The following is a 23,294-nucleotide window of genomic DNA, read 5'->3' as shown; positions in this document are numbered from 1 at the left end:
TGCGCTGACGACAGAGGAAACCTGCCCACGACCTGCCCGCCCGGCGAGCGCATTGAATCACGCCCGGCGCAATCCGACAACGTTCAGTGAAACTTTCAGCCGATCTTGGTCACGGTTTCCGCTGGTGGCCTGGCCCGCTCCACCTCACCGGCATGCGTACGTGCTTGCCGCGTTCGTGACCCCCAAGGAGGCTGAATGCTGGGAGCGCTCCCACTACACTCCCCTGTCAGAGAGGCGGGAGCAACACGCCATGAGGCACGCGCACATCCACCTGATCATCGGGGCGTTACTCGCCCTCGGCCTGTTCGCCGTTCCGGCCCAGGCCGCGCCGGTGATCTGCGAGAAGTACGGCTCCACGAGCATCCAGAGCAACCGCTACATCGTGCAGAACAACGTCTGGGGCGCCGACACCGCCCAGTGCATCGACGTCAACCAGAGCGGCGGCTTCACCGTCACCCAGGCCGCGCACAACAACTCCACCAGCGGCGCCCCCGCCGGCTACCCGTCGATCTACGCCGGCTGCCACTACGCCAACTGCACCACGGGCAGCAACCTGCCCATGCAGGCCAGCGCCTCGGGCTTCGCGGCGCTGCGCAGCAGCGTCAGCATGACGTACCCGGGCTCGGGCACCTACAACGCCTCCTACGACCTGTGGTTCGACCCCACGCCCCGCACCGACGGCCAGAACACCGGCGCCGAGCTGATGATCTGGCTCAACCGGCAGGGCTCCATCCAGCCGATCGGTTCCCAGGTCGGCACCGTGAACCTGGCCGGCGCGACGTGGCAGGTCTGGTTCGGCAACATCGGCTGGAACGTGATCTCGTACGTGCGCTCCTCGCCCGCGACCTCGCTCGACTTCACCATCGACACCTTCTACTCCGACGTGGTCAGCCGGGGTTACGGCCAGCGGTCGTGGTACCTGACCAGCGTGCAGGCCGGCTTCGAGCCCTGGATCGGCGGCACCGGCCTGGCGGTCAACTCCTTCTCGTTCGGCACGGGCGGCGGCACCTCCGACCCGACCCCGCCGAGCACCCCCGGCACGCCGTCGGCCTCGAACGTCACCTCGTCCTCCGCCACCCTCACCTGGGCCGCCTCCACCGACAACGTGGGCGTGACCGGCTATGACGTGCTGCGCGCCACCGGCGACACCTTCACCAGGGTCGGCGGCGGCACCGCCACCTCCTACACCGACACCGGCCTCAGCCCGTCCACCACCTACCGCTACCGGATCAGGGCCAGGGACGCCGCCGGCAACGTCTCGCCCGACTCGGCCGCGGTCACGGTGACCACCCAGCCGGGCAGCGGCGGCGGGGGCTGCGCCGTCACGCCCACCACCCAGACCTCCTGGAACAACGGGTACGTCATCCAGCCGGTCACCGTCGCCAACCGCGGCACGTCCACGCTGAACGGCTGGACGGTCACGTTCCCGCTGCCGTCCGGTCACACGATCACCGGCATCTGGGGCGGCACCTACACCGTCAGCGGCGGCACGGTGACGGTCAGGAACCTGGCCCACAACGGGAACCTGGCGCCCGGGGCCGGCACCTCGTTCGGCTACCAGGCCTCGCGGCCGACCGGGAACACGCAGGTGCCCAGCGGATACACCTGCTCATGAGGACTCGCGCGGGCACGCTTTGCGAGGGGCCCGGCCCGCGCGACGGAGGGGTACGGCTGGTGCTGCCGTACCCCTCATCAATCGTGCTCGTCAGTCGTGGCGCAGCGCCGTGTCGAGATCGTCCAGCCGCGCCTCCAGCTCGCTCAGGCAGGCGGGGGTGAGCCTGCCCTCCCTGAGGCGGTCGGAGAGCTTCTGGCGCAGGCTCCTGGTGCCGGAGGACCGCGCCGAGGGGCCGTGTTGCGGCGTCAGGGCGTTCTGCAGCACCTGCGTGAGGTCGAGCACGACGTCGTCGTCCGTCGCGCCGCACGGGGTCCGCGCCCGCAGCACGGTCGTGAAGCCGGCCGCGGCCTGCTCGACGGTGATCACCGCGCCCGGCGAGCTCTCGATCAGCCTGGCCGTGGGTGACGGCGTGGGCTGGGCGAGCTTCGGCGGCGGCTCGGGCGCCGGCGTCTGCTGGAACCACAGCAGCGCCGACAGCGCGAGGGCCGCCGAGCTCGTCACCGTGAGCCCGCGCCGCACGTGGCGGCCCAGCGTCGCCGCGCCGAGCGTGGAGGTCAGCCCCGAGACGATCTGTGCAGCCGTCGGGCGGTCCTCCGGCTCGTGCGCCAGGCAGCGCTGGCAGAGGGAGGCGAGCGCGTACGGCACGCCGGCCACCCGGGGCGGCGGCTCGGTCCTGTGCGCCGCCTCGATCTCCTCCCACGTCGTCCCCGGGTACGGCGTGCGCCCGGTGAGCATGGTGTGCAGCAGCACGCCGAGGGCGTACACGTCGACGGCCGGGTGGGTCGGCGCGCCGAGCAGCCGTTCGGGGGCGACGTAGGGAGGGGTGCCGCGGTCGTCGTCGGGGTCGCCGGCCCACGCCGCGATGCCGAAGTCGAGCAGCTTGGGGCCGTCGGCGGTGAGCAGAACGTTCTCCGCCGTGACGTCCCTGTGCACCAGGCCGCGGGCGTGCCCGGCCATCAGCACGCGGGCCAGCCGCAGGGCGATGGCCGCGGCCTCCGGCCACGGCAGCGGCTCCTTCTCGATGCGCTCGGCCAGCGGGGTGCCGTCGAGCAGCGGCATCACGACGTAGGCCGCGACGCCGCCGCTCGTGGTGACGGTCTCCCCGTAGTCGTAGATCTCGATGGAGTCGGGGTGGATGAACCTGGCCGCGGCGCGGGCCTCGCTGCGTACGCTGACCCGCTCTCCCGGGTCGGTGTGCAGCGAGGCCGTGAGCACCTTGACCGCGATCATCCGGTGCAGGGACTGGTCGAAGGCACGCCAGATGACCGACATGCCCCCGCGGGCCAGCGGGTCCAGCAACAGATACCTGCGGGCCAGTACGTCCCCAGGCTCAAGCCGACTCACGGATGACCAGTTCCGTTGGGAGCACGGGGTCGATCCCCGCGGCCCCCGTCAGGAGCAGCCGGGTGGCGACCGTGGCGAGCTCCTCGACGGGCTGGCGGATGGTGGTCAGGGCCGGGACGGTGTGCCTGGCGACCGGGGCGTCGTCGAACCCGATCACCGCCACGTCCGCCGGCACCTTGCGTCCTGCTCTTCGCAGGGCCTGGATCGCGCCCGCCGCCATCAAATCCGAGGCGACGAAGACGGCGTCCAGGCCCGGGGCATGGCGTAACAGCCACTGCATGGCGTGGGTGCCCGACGCGGCGGTGAAGTCCCCGTAGGCCACGGGTACGTCGGGCGCTCCTGCTGCCTGCAGGGTGCGTACCAGGCCCTCCAGCCGGTCGCGGGCGCCGGGTAAGGACGGCGGGCCGCCGATGGCCGCCACGTTACGGCGGCCCGATAGGAGGAAATGTTCGGCCGCTTGGCGGCCGCCGTCGAGGTTGTCGACGTCGGCGAACGGCAGCTTGAGGTCGTGGGGCGGGCGTCCGATGTTGCGGACGGGGACGCCCGAGGTGGATAACTTGATCGCCAGGGGGTGACGCTCTCGCGCCCCCACGATCAGCACCGCGCCGGATAACGCGGGCAGCGTGGAGGAGGTGGGGGTGACGGTGGTCACCATGAGGTGGGTGCCGTGCTCGGCTATCACGGCGCCCGCTGCGGACAGGAGCCTGGCGTAGTAAGGCTCGGAGAAGAGCCGGGGCAAATGGTCACAGACCACTGCTGTGACGCCGTCGGCCATGGTCTTGGCGGCCGTTCCCCGGGGTGCGCGTTGTCGGACGTATCCCATTCGGGACACGGCGTCGTAGACTTGGCGGCGGGTCGAGGTACTGACCCGCACCGAGCCTGTGAGGACTCGAGATGCGGTCGCGGGGGAAACCCCTGCAGCGGCCGCCACCTGTGCCAGTGTGGGCTGCTCGGTCATGGAGCACCTCGCGGAAAGATCCTGGGAGCGCTCCCACGTTACCAATGTTTCGCCGCTGTTAATAGGGCCTTTGCAAGGAGTGCGTCCCGCAGTACGGACGCACTCCGAATTTGCTCAGCTAGGGGCACTGGTAACCGATAGAGGTTTCTGTGCCGGATGTGGATCACGGCATATTGTCCATGCCCGATTTGTCTTATCCGGCGATCAGGAAACCCCTCCTACCCAAGATCAGTCGAAATCGGCGACGTCCACGTCCTCGAGCTGGCCGTCCGAGTCGTCGTCACCCTCCGGCTCGTCCGAGCGCTGCACCGGCTGGCAACCGGCGCCGCAGCCACCGAAGCGGCTGCTGTTGATCGGGGTGAACTCCGTCGCCGGCGTGCCCTTGAGCGCGGCCAGCATGGTGTCCTTCCAGATCGGCCCGGGGATGGAGGCGCCGAAGACCGAGCCGTAGTACTTGCCGCCGATGGTGACGTTGTTCAGCTTGTACTTCTGCGCGCCGCGCGAGTCGCCGATGCTGACCGCACCCGCCAGGTCGGGGGTGAACCCGGCGAACCAGGCGGTGGCCTGCGCGTCCGTGGTGCCCGTCTTGCCGGCGGCGGGCCGGCCGATGCCGCCCACGCCACGCATCGTGCCCTTGGTGAACACGCCGGACAGGATGTACGCCGCGGCGTCGGCGACCTCGGGGTCCAGGGCCTGCTTGCAGTCGGGCTTGTAGTTCGTCACCTTGCCGTCGCGGTCGGTGATCTTCGTGATGGCCATCGGCTTGCAGTACTTGCCGCGCGCGCCGATCGCCGCGTACGCGTTGGCCACCGTCACCGGGTCCATCTCGTTGGTGCCCAGCGTGAACGTCTCGTACTCGGTCAGCGCCAGGCCGTCGGACCGCTTGATGCCCAGCGACTTGGCCGTCTTGATCGTGTCGCAGAGGCCGACGTGCTCCTCCAGCTTCATGAAGAAGGTGTTCACCGAGCCCCAGGTGCCGGTCTGCAGCGACTTGAAGCCGCCGCCGCCCTCGTCGTTGGTGACGGTGTGGGAGGGGTCGCCGATGTTCTCGCCCTTGCAGTTCTTGAACGTGGAGTAGTACGGCGCGCGGTAACCGCTGCCGACGGAGAAGCCGTCGTTGACCTTCATGCCCTCCTTGAGGGCCGTGATCAGGGTGAACGTCTTGAACGTCGAGCCCGCCTGGAAGCCGATGCCGCCGCCGTGCACGGCGTCCGCCACGACGTTGTACGACATCTCCTTCTTGCGCTTGTTCTGGCCGTACTTGCGGCTGGCGGCCATGGCCTTGATCTGGCCCGTGCCCGGCTGCACCAGCGCCTCGGAGGCGACGGGGTTGTCGGAGGCGAACACGTGCTTCTTGATCGCGTTCTCGGCGGCCTTCTGCATCTTCGGGTCCAGCGTGGTCTGGATCGTCAGGCCGCCCCGGTTGAGGAACTGGCTCCTGGCCTTGGGCGTCTTGCCGAACGTCTTGTTGCTGAGCACCTCGTTGCGGACGTACATGCAGAAGTACGGATACGGGCTGGCCTCGCAGCCGCCCGGCAGGGGAGTGCCCTTGTAGCCCAGCGGCTTCTTCTTGGCCTCGGCCGCCTCCTCGACGGTGATCTTCTTCAGCTCGGCCATCCGGTCGAGCACCACGTTGCGCCGGTCGAGCAGCCTCTTGCGCTGCGCCTTGCCCAGGTTGGGGTCCGTGGCGTTGGGGTCCTGCACGGCGCCGGCCAGGGTCGCCGCCTGCACGAGGTTCAGCTCGGACGCCTTCACGCCGAAGAAACGCTTGGCCGCCGCCTCGATGCCGTTGGCGTGGGCGCCGAAGTAGGCGATGTTGAGGTACTTCTCCAGGATCTCGTCCTTGGTGTACTTCTCCTCGACCGCCATCGCGTAGCGCAGCTCCCTGAGCTTGCGCGCGTAGCTGGCCTCCAGGGCCGCGTTCCGCTCCTCGTCGGTGGTCGCCGAGTTGAGCAGCACCTGCTTGACGTACTGCTGGGTGATGGACGAGCCGCCCTGCGCGATGCCGCCGGAGGTGAAGTTCTTGGCCAGGGCCCGGATGGTGCCCTCGATGTCGATCGCGCCGTGCTCGTAGAAGCGGAAGTCCTCGATGGAGATGATCGCCGTCTTCATGATCGGGGCGACCTGGTCAAGAGTGATCGTCTCGCGGTACTCCTCGTAGAACTGCGCGATCTGGTTGCCGTTGGCGTCCAGGACCGTGGTCTTCTCCGCGAGAGGGGGCTCCTTGAGGTCCTCGGGTTTGATACCGAGATCCTCCGATGCCGAGACGAACATCGCCCCTGTCCCCCCGACCGCGGGCAGCGCGATGGCCGCGGCGACCACGCCGGCGGCGGCGGCCGCCGCCGTCAGGCGTGCGACACTCGACAAACGGGAACCCATGCTGGTAAAACCTCCCCATCCTGGCAATACGGTGCATCCTAAACCCGGGCATGACATGCTCCAGGTAAAAGTTGGACGTCCGGCGGGCCCGGATTGTTCGGGGTTTTTCGCCGAAATCGGGGTCATCGGCGGGTTCGTGCAGCGTGGGGCTGGTGAACCCTTCTGAGGTTCTTCGGGATTCCGCCACGCTACGGCAAAGAACCGTGTCGCCCGCGCGGCCGGTCAGGGCCCTTCTGGCAACGTCTACCAGGGCATTTCTTGCTGCCTTGGTGGAGGGGCTTATGCGTCGTCGTGTCGGCGAGGACGGCGGGCATGTCGAACGGCTGCTCGCCGCCGCCAGGACCTGCTGGGGAAACACCCCCGGCGGTGACGGATGCGTCGTGGCGGAGGCGTACGACGAGGATCTGCGCATCGTGGTGCGGACGCTGACCGTCGCCAGGGCGGTCTGCGGGCTGCTCTCGGCTCGGCTGGCCGTGCTGACCAGGCCCGAGTGGAGCCCGCTGGCCCGGGCGTTCGGCGCCGCGCAGGACCCGCGGCCCGAGCTGCCGCCCGCCGCGCTCGTCACCAGCAAGGCCGAGCGGGCCGTGCCACGCGACATCCCCGTCGTGCACGTGCACGGGACGGGGACGCTGCAGGCGTACGCGCTCTTCCCCGACCAGGGGCCGTGCTCCATCCAGGACGAACTGCCCGCCAGGGTCGGCGCCTTCTTCGAGCGGCACGTCTGGCCGCACAGGGAGCTCATCCGGCCCAGCGCCGAGCGGGTCGCCTGGCGGGCCAGGAGCGGCTACCAGGTCCGTACGGACACCGAACGCCGCCAGCTCCGCCACCACGGCTGCGCCCGGCTCGGCATCGACGCCGACCGGCCCACGATCGCGGTGCTCGGGCACGTGCCGTCGCGGGACGCGGAGCTGTTCGGGACGACGGCCGAGTTCGCCGCCGCGGACGAGAGCGCCAACTGGCTCTTCCTCGACCCCGTGCCCGCCGCCGACCATCCCCGCATCCGGTGCGTGAGCGGGACGCTGTCGACCACCATGGTGTGGAGCATGGCGGACGTGGGCGTCACGTTCGGCGACAGCGACCTGCCCGCCTTCGGCATCCCCGTCATCCAGGCCGGCTGGTCGGAGGGCGGCGCCTGCGGGAGCACGCACGTGGCCGGCTCGCCGTACGAGCACCGGCGGCTGCTCGAAGAGGCCATCGCCCAGCACGCCAAGGGCGAGTCCATCCTCGGGCCCGAGCAGCGTGAGCGCGCCCGGCTGTGGTTGTGGCTGCGCCGCTGCGGGGCCGACGTGCCCACCCAGCTCCTGCCGCACTGGGAGCAGGGGGACGACTACGCGCGGGCGCTCGCCGTCAACCTGCGGCACGTGGAGCCCGGGGGCGATCCGCTGTACAGGGCGGTCGGGCGGATGTGGCAGCGGCGCGAGCCCATGCTCACCCGCCTCGACTTCCGCGACCCGGCGGCGCTGAGCACCTTGGGGAGCACACGATGAGCATCCTTCGCGTTCCGGTAGGGCCGATCCCTGCCGGCTCGTCCGACCCGGCGGGGCCGATCCCCGCCCGCAGCATCCGATGAGTGGCCGCCACGACACGGCCGGACCTATTCCCTCCAGGAGCCTCACATGAGCAGCTCAGGATCCGCCACCGATCTGGACCAGGTGATCCTTCCCGCCATCCCGCCCGTCCACCTGACCAGCGGCCAGGTCGCCTCCTTGCAGGTCACCGACCGGCTGCAGCGCGGCAGCCAGATCGTGGGCAGGTTCGAGACGTCCGGGCTGGCCGGGTTCAAGGTCTCGGCGCAGGGTCGGCCGCTACGAGTGCTGGTGTCGCTGTCGGCGGACGAGCGGTCGGTGAGCGGCTGGCACAGCGGGCGCGCCGAGGCCGCCACGCTGCCGCGGCTCGTACAGATCCGGTCCCAGGGCCGGCTGCGCCAGTGCGTGCTGCTGCGCGGCAAGAAGGCGCACGCCAGGGTGGCCTTCGACCTGACGCCGGAGGAGATCCCCGACGACGGCCTGATCTGCGTCGAGGCGCTGGACATCACCGAGGGCGACGGCGTCTGCGACTCGGTGCGCCAGGCCGTGGCCGGGCGCGTCGCTCCCGACGGCGTGGCCGGGGTGCGGCTGGACAAGGTCGTGTTCGAGGAGCCGCCGCCGGTGGACTACGACCCGGACACGCTCGACGGGTCGCGCTGCGAGCTGTACTCGCTGATCAGCGCGGGCGGGCTGGCCAACGTCAACCGGCAGGGCGTGCGGGCGCTGCGGTCCGGCATGTTCGTGGTCAACCCGGTGCTGAAGGACCGGTTCGGGTCGAGCGGGCGCATCACACTGCGGCTGGGCACCAGGGCGGAAGCAGTGAGCATGATCCCCGCGACGTGGCGGCGGGTCAACAGCGAGCTGCGCTGGCTCCGGCACGCCACCAGGAAGCTGCTGCACTCGGCGGCGCCGTCCGTGGAGCGGATCATCAGCTTCAGGGACGGGGACCTGGGGGCGCCCGAGCAGCAGGCGCACGGCAACGTCACCGAGCTGGAGCTGGCCAGCCCGGCCGGCTCGCCGCTGCTGGTGATCCTCGCCCCGTGCCCGGACGCGGTGCCGACCCTGGAGTCGGGCACCTCGCACTAGGAGCCCGGCATCGCCCGCCCCGGCGGCTAGGATGCGAGGTCATGGGCGACGCCATCGACAGGATCATCGAGCAGTGGCGGCGTGAGCGGCCCGACCTCGACCTGTCGGCCATGGCTGTCTTCGGCAGGCTCGCCCAGGTCACGCGGCTGATGATGCCGCAGGTGGACCAGGTCTTCACCAAGCGCGGGCTGCGGCAGGGCGAGTTCGACGTGCTGGCCGCGCTGCGCAGGGCGGGGCCGCCGTACACGCTGATCCCCTCCGAGCTGTCGGACGTGCTGATGATGTCGCGGGCCGGCATGACCAACCGGCTCGACCGGCTGGAGGCCGCCGGCCTGGTCGAGCGCAGCCTCGACCCGGCCGACCGGCGCAGCTTCCGCGTCAAGCTGACCGAGGAGGGCCTGCGGGTCATCGACGACGCGCTCACCGAGCACGCCGCCAACCTCGCCCGCCTGGCCTCCCCGCTCACCACCGAAGACGTCGAGACGCTCTCCGAGCTCATGCGCAAGCTGGTCAACGGTCCCCTTGGTAAGCGCGGGGACGGCGGTGCCCAATGGACCCGGAAAAATAGCGATCACCTGTGATAACGCCGCTCACCGGGCAGTGGATCCGTGTGGGCATGAGCGGTTTGCGAATCGAGACGACCCGGCATCTGCCTTGCACGGTCATGCGCGCCAGCGGCGTGCTCGACCACGCGGGGCGCGTCCGGTTCAGTGCCCGCATCAACGCCGTGTGGGACTGGTCGCCCGGGCCCACCCTCGTGTTCGACCTGGCCGACCTCGACTTCTACGACTCGTCGGTCATCGGGGTGCTGGCGATGGCGATGCAGCGGATGGCCGAGGAGGGCAGCGGCCGGATCTTCGTCGTCCGCCCCTCCGACCACCTGCTGTCGGTGCTGCGGCAGACGGACCTGCTCCCGCACGTCGAGCTGCGCGACAGCGTCGAGGAGACGGTGGCGGAGCTGATGCTGCAGCAGCGAGATCGTGGAATCGGTGAGCGTGCCACGAACTCACGGTCGCCGATCATGTCGCGCCTGAACGTACGGCGGGATCTCGGCTGATCCGCCCGTGACGGCCGCGCCATCCAGAAGGCGGCCCGCCCGGCTCGCCGGCGCCTGCCATCGCGCAGGCGGCGGCCGGCCGCGTTCGGGCTCGGGGCGGCCGGCCACGTCCGCTCGCGCGTCACAGACCGTAGGCCTCCAGCAGCCGGAGCCAGATCTCGCTCACCGTCGGGAACGACGGCACCGCGTGCCAGAGCCGGTCGAGCGGCACCTCGGCGGTCACCGCGATCGTGGCCGCGTGCAGCAGCTCGGCCGCGCCGGGGCCCGCGAACGTGACGCCGAGCAGCACCTTCCTGTCCTCGTCCACGACGGCCCTGGCCTTGCCCCGGTAGCCGTCACCCATCAGGTACGCCCCGGTGACCGCCCCCATGTCGTAGTCCACCACCCGCACCCGGAAGCCGTCCGCGCGCGCCGCCTCCTCCGTCCGGCCGACCGCGCAGATCTGCGGGTCGGTGAAGACGACCTGGGGCGAGCCGTAACCGCCCGCGAGATCCCGCATCGCGGGCAGCTCGTCGCCCCGCGCCCGCGCGGCGATCACGTCACCGCAGATCCTCGCCTGGTACTTGCCCATGTGCGTCAGCAGCGTCCGCCCGTTGACGTCGCCCACGGCGTACAGCCAGCCGCCCTCGACCCCGGTGGCCCGCAGGCTGTCGTCCACCTCGACCGGCTGGTCCTCGGGCAGGCCCACCGAGGCGAGCCCGAGGTTACGGGTCGAGGCGTGCCGGCCGGTCGCCACCAGCAGCTCGTCCGCCTCCAGCGGCGGCCCGTCCGGCAGGTGCACGGTGACCTTCCCGCCGGGCTCGGGACGCTCGACCCTGGCGACGTCGGTGTGGGTGCGTACGTCGATGCCCGCCTCGGCGAACGACTCGGCGAGCAGTTCGCCCGCGAACGGCTCCATGCGGTTGAGCAGCCGGCCGCCGCGCACCAGCACCGTGGTCTGCCGCGCGCCCAGCCCGTGCATCGCCTGCGCCATCTCGCAGGCCACCACGCCGCCGCCGATCACGACCAGCCGCTCGGGGATGGAGGTCGCCGCCGTCACCTCGTGGCTGGTCCACGGGGACGCCTCGGCCAGGCCGGGCGTGCGCGGGATGGCGGCGGTGCTGCCCGTGGCCAGCACGACGGCCTGGCGGGCCGTCAGGACGCGCTCCTCGCCGGTCTCCGTCGTCACGCGTACGCGCTTGGGGCCGTCGAGACGGCCGCGGCCGCGTACGAACTCGGCGGGGACGCTCTCGACCCAGCGCACCTGACCGGCGTCGTCGTAACCGGACACGGCCTCGTCGCGCCTGGCCAGCACCTTGGCCACGTCGATCGGCCCGAGCGAGAGGCCGGGCACCCGCGAGACCTCGCCCGCCAGGTCGACCGGCCGCAGCAGCGCCTTGCTCGGCACGCACGCCCAGTAGGAGCACTCGCCACCGGCCAGCCGTTCCTCGACGATCGCCGCTGTCAGACCACCCCGCACGGCCCGGTCCACCACGTTCTCACCGGCGGGCCCCGCCCCGATCACGATGACATCGAACTCGTCAGCCACCCCTGCCTCCACAAGACTCGTTCGGCTATCGAGGAAATGCTTTCACGTGCGGTCGGCGGTCCGCGAACGCGCCCCGGCCGGTGCGTCGCCCGAGACGGCCGGGGAGGCGTGAGAGTCCTTTCATCTCGACCTCATCGTGGTCCCACGGCCCCTCGACACCCTGAATTCAGCCGCGGACATCCCGCGACCGGCTTCTAGGAGGAGCACATGCCTCAGGAATTAGGGCGGGCGCTGCTCGCCCTGGCGATCGCACTCGGACTGGGCGCCACCGCCACCCTCGCCACGACGACGGCGGCGCAGGCGGTCACCCTGACGAGCATCCAGGCGACGGCGGACGATGACGACGATGTCGGTGGTGGCGGGGACGATGACGGCGCGCCGCGCGGTGGGGTGGATACCGGCGTGGGCGGTTCAGCCGCGCGGGACGACGACGATGACGATGACGGCGCGCCCCGGGGCGCGGTGGATACCGGCGTGGGCGGTTCGGCCGCGCGGGACGACGATGACGACGACGGCAGCGCGCCGCGTGGTGGGGTGGACACCGGCATGGGTGGGACCGCTGGCAAGGGGGCCGTCGAAGACAGCACTGCCCTGACCGGCGGCGGGGCTGACGACAGCCGGTCGGTGCCTGTGGTGCCGCTGAGCCTGGCGGGCGCCGCCCTGCTCGGAGCCGGTGCGTACTGGGTGCGGCGCACGCTCTTCGCAGGCAGCTGAGCATGCGCACGCGACTGGCGGCCGTGATCTGCCTCATGGTCGCGGCCACCGCCTGCGCCACCGGCAACGCCACCGCCGCCGCACAGGCGCAGGCGGCCGGCGCCCTGAGCGGCTCCCTCCACGGGAGTGCCGGGGACGTGGCGGACCCTGTGCGGTTGCGGATTCCGGCGATCAAGCTGTCCACCCGCGTGATCCCGCTGCGGCTCGACGCCAAGGGCCGCCTGGTCGCTCCCACCGCGTTCGACCGGGTGGGGTGGAACAGGTCGGGCCCGGAGCCGGGCGAGAAGGGGGTCGCCGTGATCGCCGGTCACGTCGACTCCGCGACCGGGCCGGCGGTCTTCTACCGCCTGCGCCAGTTACGCGAGGGCGACCGCATCCACGTCGACCGCGCTGACGGCAGCACGGTCACGTTCAGGGTCGGCCGCCTGGCCCGCTACCCCAAGAGCCGCATCCCGGACAAGGAGGTCTACGGTCCCGCTCCAGGGGCCCAGCTCCGGCTGATCACCTGTGGCGGCACGTTCGACCACGCCCGCCGCAGCTACCGCGACAACGTCATCGTGTTCGCCCGTTGAGGTGACATCGCGCGGCCGTGCCGCCGAGGAGACAGAGACGCCTCCCCGGCGGCACGGCCGTGCCCGCGTGCGTCGTGCCCGTGTGCGTCGTGCCCGTGTGCATCGTGCCCGCGTGCGTCGTGCCTGCCTGCGCCGTACACGCCGCCGGGCTGGTGATGTTCGTGCGCGGGGCGCCTGTGCGCCGCGGTGGGGTGATGTCCGCCTGTGTCACCTTCGCACCGCCATGCGGCGGCGCCCACACCAGATGGTCTCCGCGTCCCCGGCCTCATTCGCCGTCACGTACGGCTCGCGTCGGAGTCCGTTAACCCGCGAGTCGTAGCGTGCCCGCATGGCGGATGACTACCCCACCTCGCTCCCGTACCGGCAGTCGACCGACGGCTACCACACCTACCGGATCCCGGCGGTCGTGGTGACCCGGGACGGCACGGTGCTGGCGTTCGCGGAGGGGCGGCGGGGCTCGGCGTCCGACTCCGGGCACATCGACCTGGTGCTCAAGCGATCGTCCGACGGCGGCCGTACGTGGGGCGAGCTGCAGGTGGTGGCGACGGAGCCGCGGCGGGGGACGGCCGGGAACCCGGCGCCGGTGGTGCTGGACGACGGCCGGATCGTGCTGGTCTTCGTGCGGCAGGGGCCCTCGGCCACCGAGGAGAAGATCAGGCGCGGCCAGGTCGCGGCGGCTGAGGGGCGGCGGGTGTTCGTCCAGGTCAGCGAGGACGACGGGGTCACCTGGTCGGCGGCCAGGGAGATCACGCAGAGCACGAAGCGGCCCGAGTGGCGGTGGTACGCGACCACGCCGGGGCACGCGCTCGTGTTGCGGCAGGGCGAGCACGCCGGGCGCATCGTCGTTCCCGCCAACCACTCGCTGCCGCCCGGCGGGCAGGACAACGGGACCGAGGGCAAGTACAACGGGGGCCACTCGCTGCTGAGCGACGACGGCGGGCAGACCTGGCGGATCGGGTACGTGGACGACAACCCCGACGGGTACGTCAACGTGAACGAGACCACCGGCACCGAGTTGCCCGGCGGGCGGATCTACTTCAACGCCCGCACCGACTCCACCGCCCCCGGCACCAGGGCCGACGCCTGCTCCGCCGATGGCGGGCAGACGCTGGAGCTGCCGTTCCGGCCGCAGGTCGGGCTGGCCGGGCCGGTCGTGGAGGGCAGCGTGTTGTGGTGCGAGTCGCCGGAGGTGCTGCTGTTCTCGGGCCCGGCGGCGCCCGACGCGCGGGCGCTGATGACCGTACGCGCCAGCCACGACCACGGTGTCACCTGGCGGGCGGTGCACACGGTGTCCGGGCTGCCCGCCGCCTACTCCGACCTGGTGCGGGTGGACGGCGACACGGTGGGCCTGCTGTTCGAGACGGGGAACTTCGGCCCGTACGAGAGCATCGCCTTCCGCCGCATCCCCGTCTCGGAGCTGGCCGCGGCCTCCTCCTAGGGCCGGGGGCCGCAAGCCCCCGCGGGTGGCTAGCCGTCGGAGTTGACGACGTTCATCATCATGATGAGCCCGTGCACGCTGTTGTCCTCCGTGCGCAGGTGCGACAGCTGCACCGTCAGCGGCGCCGGCCGGCCCCGGCGGTTCACCGCGTCGAGCACCAGCCCCTCCACCGTCTCCAGCGGCCTCGACCCGTCGGCGAGGGCGGTGCGCAGGCGCGGCAGCAGCAGCTCCAGGGGCAGGCCGATGTCGAGCCCGGCGAGCGGCTCGCCGACGGCCTCGTCGGAGCGCATCCCCCACAGCTCCTCGGCCCCCGGGCTCCAGACCACCACCCGCAGGTCGCCGTCCAGCACCACCACGGCGTCGCCGAGGCTGCGCACCACCGAGGAGACGAACCTGTTGACGTCGTCGAGCTCGATCGTGCGGGCGGTCAGGGCGTCGTTGATGTGCTGGAGCTCGTCGTTGGTGGACTGGAGCTCCTCGTTCATCGTCTCCAGCTCCTCGTTGGTGGACTGGAGTTCCTCGTTGGTGGTCTCGAGCTCCTCGTTGGTGGACTGGAGTTCCTCGTTGGTGGTCTCCAGCTCCTCGTTGAGCGACTGCAGCTCCTCGTAGGCCTGCTCGAGCTGCCTGTTGGCCTGCTCCAGCTCGTCCCTGAGCTTGCGGTAGCGGGTGACGTCGTAGAAGTGGATGCCCATCCCGACCAGGTTGCCCGAGGCCAGCAGGGGGACGACCGAGACGTCGAAGACGCCGGCCTCCGGCGATCCGACGCGGCGCCAGACCACCTCCCGCAGCTCCACCGGGCGCAGGTCGTGGCGGGCCTGCTCGATGACCGAGCGCAGCTCCACCGGCCGGTAGGAGACCTCCAGGTCCTGGAAGGGACGGCCGACGTCGCGCGGGTTGAGGTTGAACAGGGCCTCGGCCCTGGAGTTGGCCAGCGCCAGGTTGCCCGAGGAGTCCACGACGATCTGGGCCACGGGGCCGGAGGCGAGCGCCACGGACGCCAGTGTGGGCAGGCGTGAGGCCAGGTCTGCGGCGGCGCCGGTGACCGACCACGGCGCGCGGTTGCCGTGGTGGGCGGGCCGGATCTTCCTGAACAGGCGCATGCGCAGGTCGACCGGCTCGAAGTTGTCGCTGTGGTTGAGCAGCATCTCCGCCTTGCCCAGGAACAGGAACCCGGGGTCGGACAGCGCGAAGTGGAAGCGCCGGACGATGTTGAGCTGCGTGTCCGTGTTGAAGTACATCAGCGTGTTGCGGGCCAGCAGCAGGTCGACGCGGGAGATCGGCGCGTCGTGGGTGAGGTCGTTGTGGCCGAAGATGAGCTGGCGGCGCAGGTCGCGGCGGAAGGTGTAGCCGTTGTCCACCCGCTCGAAGTAGGTCTCGCGCAGATCGATGGGCACGTCGGCGAGCGACCGGTCGGTGTAGACGCCCGTCCTGGCGACGTTCAGCGCCTTCTCGTCGAGGTCGGTGCCGTAGATCTTGACCCGGTTGCGGAACTCGTCCAGGCCGAGCTCCTCGGCCAGCACCATGGCGATGGTGTAGGCCTCCTCGCCGGTGGCGCAGCCGGCGCTCCAGATCCTGATGGGCCGGCCCGCCGGCTTCTGGTCGAGCAGGGCGGGGACGACGAGCTCGCGCATCCGCTGCCACGCGGCGGCGTCCCTGAAGAAACCGGTGACGTTGATCAGGAGGCTGTCGAAGAGCCGCGTGAACTCCTCGGGCTCCAGCTCCAGGAGATCGCGGTATTCGCCGTAGTCGCGCAGCTTCAGTACCTCGAGGCGGCGGGCGATCCGCCGGATCAGGGTGGTGCGCTTGTATCCCGTGAAGTCGAAACCGCGCGTCTCCTTGAGGAGAAGGAGGAGGTCGTCGAAATCACGCTCTTCCTCTGTGGCCACGAGCGAAGCCTACGCCGATCCGGCCTGCTCAGCCCGGCTGCAGCGTGCCACCGTTACGACCGATGCCGGATTGCAGCATGCGAATGGTATTCAGCGCCTCCCCGGTGCGCTCCAGCTCCTCGTCGAAGTAACGCGACGAGACGTGCTGGCCCCGCTCCCCGGCGGAGCGGCGCATGCGTTCGAGCACCCGCAGCCGCTCCTCCAGCCGCTGGATCGCCACCCACAGGGCCCGCTCGACGGCGTCCGACTGCGCGTCCATCATGCTGTCGCGCGACCACGCATGCCCCACCCTGCAGACGTACCGGTCGGTCCTGCGGCTCCTCTGCTCGTAGATGGGACCGTTGCACTCCGGGCAACTGAGGGCGACCAGGGTTCCTTCGGGCTCGCCCAGTGCCGGCGCCTCCCGCAGGAACTGCTCGATCTCGTGCTCCATCTCGCCGTCGCACACCTGGTTCTCCGTACTCACAGGGGTACGGCTCTGCTCCGTGATCCACCCGGCGATCTGGCGTACCGGGAGTGCCCGTGCCGTCGGCACCGCCGTCTTGGCGGCCCTCGGCATGCCGGGGAAGGCGCACTCCGAGAGCTCCTGTACGGCGACCGCGCCCCCGTGCCTGTCGATCGCCTCGCATCCTCTCGCGCCGTCGTCCAGCGTGCCGCTCAGCACCACGGCCGCCACGCGTGCTCCGGCATCCAGGGCCGCGCTCATGAACAGCGGGTCGGCCGCCGGGCGGTGCCCGTTGTGCCGCGGGCCCCGCGACAGGCGGACCTGGCCCTTGCTCAGGAGCAGGTGGAAGTCGGGCCGCGCGACGTACACGCAGCCTGGACGCAGGCTCTCCCCGTCGTCCGCGGGGGCTGCCTTGAGCGGCCCTGCCCGGTCGAGGATGCCGGCCAGCACGCTGTTGCCCTGCGGCGGCACGTGCAGCACCACCAGCACCGCCGCCGGCAGATCGGGCGGCAGCCCGCCCAGCAGGACCCGCAGTGCCTCGACACCGCCCGCCGAAGCGGCGACCACGACCACGTCACGCCCTGCAGCCTCCATGCCCTGCCCTCTATCCGCGGGGGAGGGCCCCATGCGCGCGCATCGCCCTACAGTGGGGGAGATACCCGGTCCGCCTCCGTGAGCGTCAGGATCGAGCGGGCCTCCGAGAGGCTGCTGCGCAGGGCCAGCAGGCTGTCGTCGCAGCGGCGGCGGGCCCTGAGGAGCCGCGTGCGGGCCTCGGCCGCGGCGTGGAGCCGCTTGTGCAGTGCCTGCTGCTGGTGGACGGCCTGGTCGCGCAGCGAGCGCGACTCGAAGATGATCTCGGGGAGCCGGCTCGCGTCGAGCTCGACGGGCGGCGCGAGCGGGCGGGGCTGCTCGGGTGCCGGCTCGCGTCGCGACCGGGCCTGCCCCCGCGCCGGGGGCTGGGCGCGGGGCACGGTGCGCAGGCGCGGCAGGTGACGGCGCCGCACGGGCGGCTCGGGAAGCTGGTACGCCTCGACGCCGGCGGCGGCGAGGGCCTCGGGCATGCTGGCGAACAGCGGGATCGCCGTCAGGGACCGCTCGGTCATCAGCGCGACGAGACGGCGCAGCGGCGGCTGCACCTCGGCCAGGGCCAGGTAACCGTCCTTCTCCTGCAGCGCGCGGTGCGTGCGGGCGAGCAGGTCGAGCCCGTTCAGGTCGCAGAACCACAGGTCGCCCGCCGCCACGAGCACGTGCTTGACGGGGGTGTGCGGCAGGGGGTCGAGGAAGGCGGCGAGCACGGGTTTCGTCGTCGAGTCGAGCTCCCCGGTCAGCGCGATCACCAAGGTGACGTCGTCGACGGGCACGAGGCGCACCGACAGCTGCATCATGGTGAGCCCCCTCTCTCTGGGTCAGCGCGCCTTCTGGGACGGCCGCGCGTGGCAGATTCCGGCTCGGCCTCCATAGTCTCGCTCCGCCGCGCAAAGGGCCAGGCGATTGGCCATCAAGCACCCTGCCGGACGGTGAGAAAGTTGGGCAGGCTGGTCCAGCTGTCGCCCGGCGGGGCGCCGTCCAGCCGCGCGACCAGGTGGGCCTTCACCGCGATGCGCTCGCCGAAGAGGGCATTCCGGTCGGCACGTACGTCAGGCGTGTCCGGCAGCGCCTCGAACGCCTCGTGGGCGGCGGCGGCCACGATCGCCCAGAGCCGCCGCTCGACCGCCCTGTCGCGCTGCCCGAAGAGGGCGATCAGGCTGCCGAACGTGGTGCCCACCAGCGAGCCGAAGAGCTTGGCGTGCAGGACCGCCGGATCGTCACTGAGCAGCCGGGCACTGACCGGCGGCGGCTCGATCCCGTTGCGCGCCAGCCTGGCGGGGCTGATCCGCACGTCGGCCAGGTCGCGGTAGACCAGCCGGTACGGCAGGCCGTCCCCGCCGAGCGCGACCAGCAGGTTCTGGCCGTGTGCCTCCAGAGCCACGCCGAGCGCCAGCATCCCCAGCGTGTCCGCCAGCGCCAGCCGGGCGAACGCGGCGAGCCAGGCGGCCGGGTCGTGCGCCGTCGCACGGGTGACGGCGGCGACGGGCAGCACGGGGCCCTTCTCGGGGGTGGGCTCGCGGAGCATGCAGGACAGGTCGGCGCTGTACTCGCCGCCCGCCCTGCCGGCGGCCCCGGACAGGTAGCGGGCGATGCGCAGCCCGCCGCCGCACCGCTCGGACACCGTGGTGAGCAGGCTCGACAGGGGGACGCAGTCGCGTACGGAACCGGGGGAGATGTCCCTGACGCCAGAGGTCATCCGGGTGGTGAACGCCGTCTTCAGGTGCGGGCCGCCGTCGAGCGGGGCGAGCGTGCGTGCGGACATGAGCGGGCGGGCCCGGATGGCCCCCGTGGCGTGCGGGCGCAGGCCCAGGGCGGGCAGGACGTGCCGGGTCTGCCACGGGTGCACGGGCAGCAGCAGCCGGCCGCCGTCCACGAGCGAGGCCGGCCACGGCCCGGAGACGAGGCAGTCGCGCAGGGGCAGGGCCAGCAGGTCGAGGGCCACGGTGGGGCGGTGCTCGGGCATGTACGCGAGTTGCTCGGCCACGGACACGCCCGGCCGGTTGCGGCACCCCGGATGGTAGGGGTGACCGTCCACCACGCTCTGCTCGTGATCCTCCGGGGTGTCGCCCGGCCGGGGTGAGGCGCCGGCGCGGGACAGCGCCATGGAGGCGACGCTGTGGTCGAGCTCCTCGACCAGGCGGTCCGTGCAGGGCAGGCCGAGGGCGGCCAGCAGCTCGGCCGGATGGGCGTGGGGCCGCCCGTCCAGCCAGAGCGCGGGCTCCTCCCCGAGGTCGTACGGCCGCCGCTCCCGCCCCGTCAGCTCGCGCCCGTCGGCCAGCAGCAGGCGCGCGGGCCCGGCGGGCGTCAGGCCGGGGAGCGGTTCGTACAGCAGCCCCCGCCACAACCTCCCCAGCACGGCGGCCCGCGCGCCGGGAAGTGCCGCGGCGTAGCGGGCGGACAGACCGGGCCGGACGAGGGCCAGTTCGGCGGCGAACTCACCCTCTAAACGCCTCATAACCCCCATCTTCCCCAGAAACCAGCCTGATAGCTACTCTGAGGGCATCAATGGGGACAAAGGGTAGGAGTAGGTCGCCATGGCTTTTACCGACGGCCTCCTGCCCGCCGCAGGGCCAGGGCTCGAAGCCGAGTCCCTCGCCGTGACGGCGCTGCTGAACTGCCTCATCCGCGAGGTGGCCCGGCCCGCCGAGCCCGGAGCCTTCCTGCTGCCCGCGACCGGTCACCTGCTGCGGGCCGGCGGCACCCGGTTCCCCACCGCCCCCGCCCTGCGCACCCCCGACGGCTGGTGCCCGCTGCCGCTGCCGGAGCTGGTGGCGCTGACGGCCGCCGAGCTGCGCGCGGCCACCGGCGTCGCCAACGACGGGCTGCCCGCCGAGATCCTCGACAGCCGGGACGTCACCGCCGTCCTGCTGGCGGCCAGGCGCACCACCGTGCCGCCCGCCGACGCGTACCTGCGCTCAGAGCAGGCACTCGTGGCGGGACACCGCTACCACCCCGCCCCCAAGGCACGCGGCGGTGGCGACCCGGGGTCCTGGCTGCGCTACTCGCCCGAGGCGCGGGCGAGCTTCCCCCTGCCGCTGCTCGGCGTGCCCGCCGAGGACCTCGTGGAGGACGGGGACGCGAGCGCCCTGGACACGCTCGATCTCGCGAGCCCTCCGGACCGGCGCGGCGGCCTCCCGGATGACGGCCTGACCCTGCTGCCCGCCCATCCCTGGCAACTCGAGCTGCTGGGCGAGCCCGGCCTGCGCCGGCTGGGCGCCACGGCCGCCACCGCCGTGGCCACCGCGTCCGTCCGCACGGTGTACCTGCCCGAGGCGGACCTGTTCTGCAAGTTCAGCCTGGACGTGCGGATCACCAACGACATCCGCCGCCTGTGGCTGCACGACCTGCGCCGGCTCTCGCTCGTGGCGGCCCTGGTGGACGTGGCGTTCGACGACCTGCCCTGCCACCTGCCGCGCCCGGCCGTGCTGCGCGACCGCGGCTGGCGCAGCGCCCGGCTGGGCGGGGACGGCGGCGAGGCGCTGGCCGTGATCGTCCGCGACGGGCTGGGCGAGCACCTGCTCCCGGGGCTGACCGCGCTGCTGGCGGCGGGGATCAGCGAGGGCTTCCCCGGCAACCCGCTCGACGCCCTCGACGAGGACGGGGCGCTCGTGTGGTGGCAGCGGTACCTGGAGCACGTCGTGCCGCCGGTCCTGCACGCGTACCTGCGGCACGGGGTGGTGCTCGAATGTCACCTGCAGAACGTGCTGATCGCCGTGGACGAGCACGGCATGCCGGGGCAGGCGCTGTTCCGCGACCACGAGGGGGTCAAGCTCGTCGCCGAGCGCCATCCGGACCTCAGCGCGCCCGTGCTGGGCGGCGTGCGGGCGTGGGAGCGGCTGGTGTACTGCCTGCTCACCAACAACCTGTGCGAGATCGCCGGGGCGGTGGCGGAACGGCATCCCCGGCTGCGGGACGAGCTGTGGGCGCGGGCCAGGGCCGGGCTCGCCGACGCGGCCAAGGAGTACGGCGACCCGCCGGAGCTGCGCGACCTGCTGGCCGCCACGCACATCCCGGCCAAGGCCAATCTCCTGCTGCGCTGGCTGGACGCCGACGGCGCGGCCATGCGGTGGGTGCCGATCCCCAACCCGCTGCGGCTCTTCAGCCCGTGAGCGTCTACGGGCGCTCCTGGGCCCAGGGCGGCAGGGCGGCGTCCTGGCCGCGGCCCTTCGCGGGGCGGTCCTCGTGGGGCCACGGTGAAGCGGCCACCACCATGCCGTACAGCACGTGGTCGGCGAGCAGCGCCAGCCGCTCGGCCTTGCCGTGCCGGCGCGGCAGGCCCAGCGCGGGCGCGATCGCGACCTCGAAGGCGGCCCAGGCCAGCACCCCGTAGACCGGTCCCGCCCAGCGCCGCCGGCGCACGGCCCTCGGCAGGCAGCCGAAGAACGCGCCGCCGCCCGCCCCGTACAGCCAGTGCACGGCCTCCACCACGGCCGGTCGCCGCTCGGCGGGGACGTTGTGGAAGGCCGTGGGCGCGGTCCGCTCGATCACGGACTCGGGCGGGGTGCTCGGCACCATGCCGAGCGCGGTGGTGAGCTGCCGCAGGCCCGACATCGCCATGGAGGCGATCGCGCCCCTGGCGGCCGCCCGCACGATCGGCTTGCGCTCCCGCTCGGGTCGTACGTCTTCGCGCAGGTGAGAGGGGGTCTGCAGGGTCTGTGTCATGGTGTGCCGCCTACCGAACGGCACGGCGGCTAAACCTCGCTACGGCAGCGAGCGCATGCGGCCGATGATGGCGGTCGTGGAGCGGTCGGGCAGGTAACCGAGCACCCGCACCTCGCCGCCCAGCGCGCGGACCAGCGGCGCCTCCGCCAGCATCTCCGCGGTGTAGTCGCCGCCCTTCACGTACAGCTCGGGCCGCATCATCCTGATCAGCCGCTCGGGCGTGTCCTCGTCGAACTCGGTCACGTAGTCCACGTCGTTGAGCGCGGCCAGCACGGACATCCTGTCCTCGCACGGATTGACCGGCCGGCCGGGGCCCTTCAGCCGGGCCACGCTGGCGTCGCTGTTGACCGCCACCACCAGCACGTCGCCGAGCTGCCCCGCCTGCTCCAGGTACGTCACGTGCCCCCGGTGCAGCACGTCGAAGCAGCCGTTGGTGAACACCACCCGCTCGCCCCTGCGCCGGTGCTCGTCGAGGAGCTGGGCCAGCCGCTCGGCCGTCTGCACCGTGCCCTCCTGGCGGCGCAGCGCGCGCAGCAGGTCGTAGCGGGTGCAGACGGCGGTGCCCTGGCGGCGTACGACCACGCCGGCCGCCGCCTGCCCCGCCTCCGCCGCCTCCTCGGGCGAGGCCCCGCCCGCCAGCCAGAGCGCGAACGCGGCCGTGTAGGTGTCGCCCGCCCCCGTGGCCATGTGCTGCGGCGCCGGCTGGGCATAGGTCCGGTACGGCGGGCTGCCCTTCCTGTGCAGCAGCGTGCCCTCGCCGTCCAGCGTGGTGACCACGATCCCGGCGCCGGTCAGCTCCAGCAGCCGCTCGGACCGGCCCATCAGGTACGCGGGCCGGTCCACCGCTCCGCCGTCGTCCCCGAGCAGGCGTACGACCTCGGCGTAGTTCGGCAGCACCGCGGACGGCGCGCACTCCCGCCACGGCGCTACCCCGTGCGCGTCGACCACCAGCAGCGGCAGCCCCGCCAGCGCCCGCCGCACGGCCGGGGTGAACACCCCGCCGCCGTAGTCGCACGCCACCACCACGTCGGCCTCCGCCACGGCCTCGACGATCCGCCCGAGCAGCTCGCGCTCGGCCGCCTCCGGGATGGCGGACAGATCCTCCTCGTCGTAGCGCGCGGTGAGCTGCCCGCTGGTGATCAGCCGCCGCTTGTGCGCGGTGCGCCGCCCCGGCACGGTCACCAGGTCGGCGCCGACGCCGAACAGCCGCAGCGAGCGCTCCAGCTTCTCGCCGCAGTCGTCGTCGCCCACCACGCCGACGAGCCGGACGCGGGCCCCGAGTGCCACCAGGTTGGCGGCGGTGTTGGCGGCGCCGCCCGGGGCGTCCTCGGTCGCCTCCAGGCTCATCACGGGCACCGGCGCCTCCTGCGCGAGGCGCTTGGCCGAGCCGTGCAGCCATGAGTCGAGCATGACGTCGCCGACGACCACGGCGTTGACGATCCCCTCTGTGCCCATAGAGGAGCGTGTACCTGTGAAAGACCAGCTCAAACCATATA

Annotated in this window: 19 protein-coding genes; 9 read left to right on the top strand and 10 right to left on the bottom strand. The window is 72.1% G+C overall.

Annotated features, from left to right (window positions below; genetic code table 11):
• The first annotated feature begins 250 nt into the window (after positions 1-250).
• Entirely contained in the window at positions 251-1,615 is a 1,365-nt protein-coding gene (locus tag AB0I79_RS34965) for a cellulose binding domain-containing protein (protein ID WP_357882490.1), read from the top strand.
• Positions 1,616-1,705: 90 nt separating this feature from the next.
• Here the strand turns inward: AB0I79_RS34965 and AB0I79_RS34960 are convergent, their stop codons facing one another.
• The 3 genes from AB0I79_RS34960 to AB0I79_RS34950 all read right to left on the bottom strand — a co-directional run bounded on the left by AB0I79_RS34960 (position 1,706) and on the right by AB0I79_RS34950 (position 6,296).
• Complete coding sequence (locus AB0I79_RS34960) at positions 1,706-2,959, bottom strand: serine/threonine-protein kinase (RefSeq protein ID WP_357882487.1); 1,254 nt, start codon at positions 2,957-2,959, stop codon at positions 1,706-1,708.
• Entirely contained in the window at positions 2,946-3,917 is a 972-nt protein-coding gene (locus AB0I79_RS34955) for a LacI family DNA-binding transcriptional regulator (RefSeq protein WP_357882484.1), read from the bottom strand. Before AB0I79_RS34955 ends, AB0I79_RS34960 begins: the two co-directional genes overlap by 14 nt.
• A gap of 228 nt (positions 3,918-4,145) precedes the next feature.
• Positions 4,146-6,296 (bottom strand): transglycosylase domain-containing protein, encoded by a 2,151-nt coding sequence (locus tag AB0I79_RS34950; RefSeq protein WP_357882481.1) that lies wholly within the window; start codon positions 6,294-6,296, stop codon positions 4,146-4,148.
• Between the two features lie 281 nt (positions 6,297-6,577).
• On the opposite strand from AB0I79_RS34950, the gene AB0I79_RS34945 reads away from it, so the two are divergent.
• The 4 genes from AB0I79_RS34945 to AB0I79_RS34930 all read left to right on the top strand — a co-directional run bounded on the left by AB0I79_RS34945 (position 6,578) and on the right by AB0I79_RS34930 (position 9,965).
• Entirely contained in the window at positions 6,578-7,783 is a 1,206-nt protein-coding gene (locus AB0I79_RS34945; RefSeq protein ID WP_357882477.1) for a hypothetical protein, read from the top strand.
• Positions 7,784-7,912: 129 nt separating this feature from the next.
• Positions 7,913-8,908, top strand: a complete 996-nt coding sequence (locus AB0I79_RS34940; RefSeq protein WP_357882474.1) for a hypothetical protein — start codon at positions 7,913-7,915, stop codon at positions 8,906-8,908.
• 41 nt (positions 8,909-8,949) lie between these two features.
• Entirely contained in the window at positions 8,950-9,489 is a 540-nt protein-coding gene (locus tag AB0I79_RS34935; RefSeq protein WP_357882471.1) for a MarR family transcriptional regulator, read from the top strand.
• Positions 9,490-9,524: 35 nt separating this feature from the next.
• A complete protein-coding gene (locus AB0I79_RS34930; protein ID WP_357882468.1) occupies positions 9,525-9,965 on the top strand; it encodes an STAS domain-containing protein in 441 nt (146 codons plus the stop codon).
• A 121-nt stretch (positions 9,966-10,086) separates the two neighbouring features.
• Here AB0I79_RS34930 and AB0I79_RS34925 read toward each other — a convergent pair whose 3' ends face one another.
• Positions 10,087-11,493 (bottom strand): NAD(P)/FAD-dependent oxidoreductase, encoded by a 1,407-nt coding sequence (locus AB0I79_RS34925; RefSeq protein ID WP_357882465.1) that lies wholly within the window; start codon positions 11,491-11,493, stop codon positions 10,087-10,089.
• Between the two features lie 207 nt (positions 11,494-11,700).
• Between AB0I79_RS34925 and AB0I79_RS34920 the strand changes: the two genes are divergently transcribed.
• The 3 genes from AB0I79_RS34920 (at position 11,701) to AB0I79_RS34910 (ending at position 14,217) form a co-directional block, all read left to right on the top strand.
• Positions 11,701-12,207 carry a hypothetical protein gene (locus AB0I79_RS34920; protein ID WP_357882462.1) on the top strand — a complete coding sequence of 169 codons (507 nt, stop codon included), beginning with the start codon at positions 11,701-11,703 and terminating at the stop codon, positions 12,205-12,207.
• A 2-nt stretch (positions 12,208-12,209) separates the two neighbouring features.
• Entirely contained in the window at positions 12,210-12,779 is a 570-nt protein-coding gene (locus tag AB0I79_RS34915) for a class F sortase (RefSeq protein ID WP_357882459.1), read from the top strand.
• Between the two features lie 328 nt (positions 12,780-13,107).
• Positions 13,108-14,217 carry a sialidase family protein gene (locus tag AB0I79_RS34910; protein WP_357882456.1) on the top strand — a complete coding sequence of 370 codons (1,110 nt, stop codon included), beginning with the start codon at positions 13,108-13,110 and terminating at the stop codon, positions 14,215-14,217.
• Between the two features lie 29 nt (positions 14,218-14,246).
• On the opposite strand, the gene AB0I79_RS34905 is transcribed toward AB0I79_RS34910, so the two are convergent.
• From AB0I79_RS34905 to AB0I79_RS34890, 4 genes are all read right to left on the bottom strand, one after another.
• Entirely contained in the window at positions 14,247-16,103 is a 1,857-nt protein-coding gene (locus tag AB0I79_RS34905; RefSeq protein WP_357882453.1) for a CheR family methyltransferase, read from the bottom strand.
• Between the two features lie 28 nt (positions 16,104-16,131).
• On the bottom strand, positions 16,132-17,142 hold the full coding sequence (locus tag AB0I79_RS34900) for a chemotaxis protein CheB (protein ID WP_357882450.1): 1,011 nt from the start codon (positions 17,140-17,142) through the stop codon (positions 16,132-16,134).
• 47 nt (positions 17,143-17,189) lie between these two features.
• Complete coding sequence (locus AB0I79_RS34895; RefSeq protein ID WP_357882447.1) at positions 17,190-17,933, bottom strand: STAS domain-containing protein; 744 nt, start codon at positions 17,931-17,933, stop codon at positions 17,190-17,192.
• A 113-nt stretch (positions 17,934-18,046) separates the two neighbouring features.
• Complete coding sequence (locus tag AB0I79_RS34890) at positions 18,047-19,591, bottom strand: IucA/IucC family C-terminal-domain containing protein (RefSeq protein ID WP_357882444.1); 1,545 nt, start codon at positions 19,589-19,591, stop codon at positions 18,047-18,049.
• 79 nt (positions 19,592-19,670) lie between these two features.
• Here AB0I79_RS34890 and AB0I79_RS34885 point away from each other — a divergent pair, with 79 nt between their 5' ends.
• Complete coding sequence (locus AB0I79_RS34885; RefSeq protein WP_357882441.1) at positions 19,671-21,245, top strand: IucA/IucC family C-terminal-domain containing protein; 1,575 nt, start codon at positions 19,671-19,673, stop codon at positions 21,243-21,245.
• Between the two features lie 4 nt (positions 21,246-21,249).
• On the opposite strand, the gene AB0I79_RS34880 is transcribed toward AB0I79_RS34885, so the two are convergent.
• Both AB0I79_RS34880 and rfaE2 read right to left on the bottom strand, forming a co-directional pair.
• Complete coding sequence (locus AB0I79_RS34880) at positions 21,250-21,798, bottom strand: hypothetical protein (RefSeq protein WP_357882438.1); 549 nt, start codon at positions 21,796-21,798, stop codon at positions 21,250-21,252.
• 39 nt (positions 21,799-21,837) lie between these two features.
• On the bottom strand, positions 21,838-23,253 hold the full coding sequence (rfaE2, locus tag AB0I79_RS34875) for a D-glycero-beta-D-manno-heptose 1-phosphate adenylyltransferase (RefSeq protein ID WP_357882435.1): 1,416 nt from the start codon (positions 23,251-23,253) through the stop codon (positions 21,838-21,840).
• Positions 23,254-23,294: the final 41 nt, after the last annotated feature.

It is taken from the genome of Nonomuraea sp. NPDC050202, assembly GCF_040656115.1.
Lineage (GTDB): Bacteria > Actinomycetota > Actinomycetes > Streptosporangiales > Streptosporangiaceae > Nonomuraea.
This window is presented reverse-complemented; position numbering and strand designations above follow the sequence as displayed.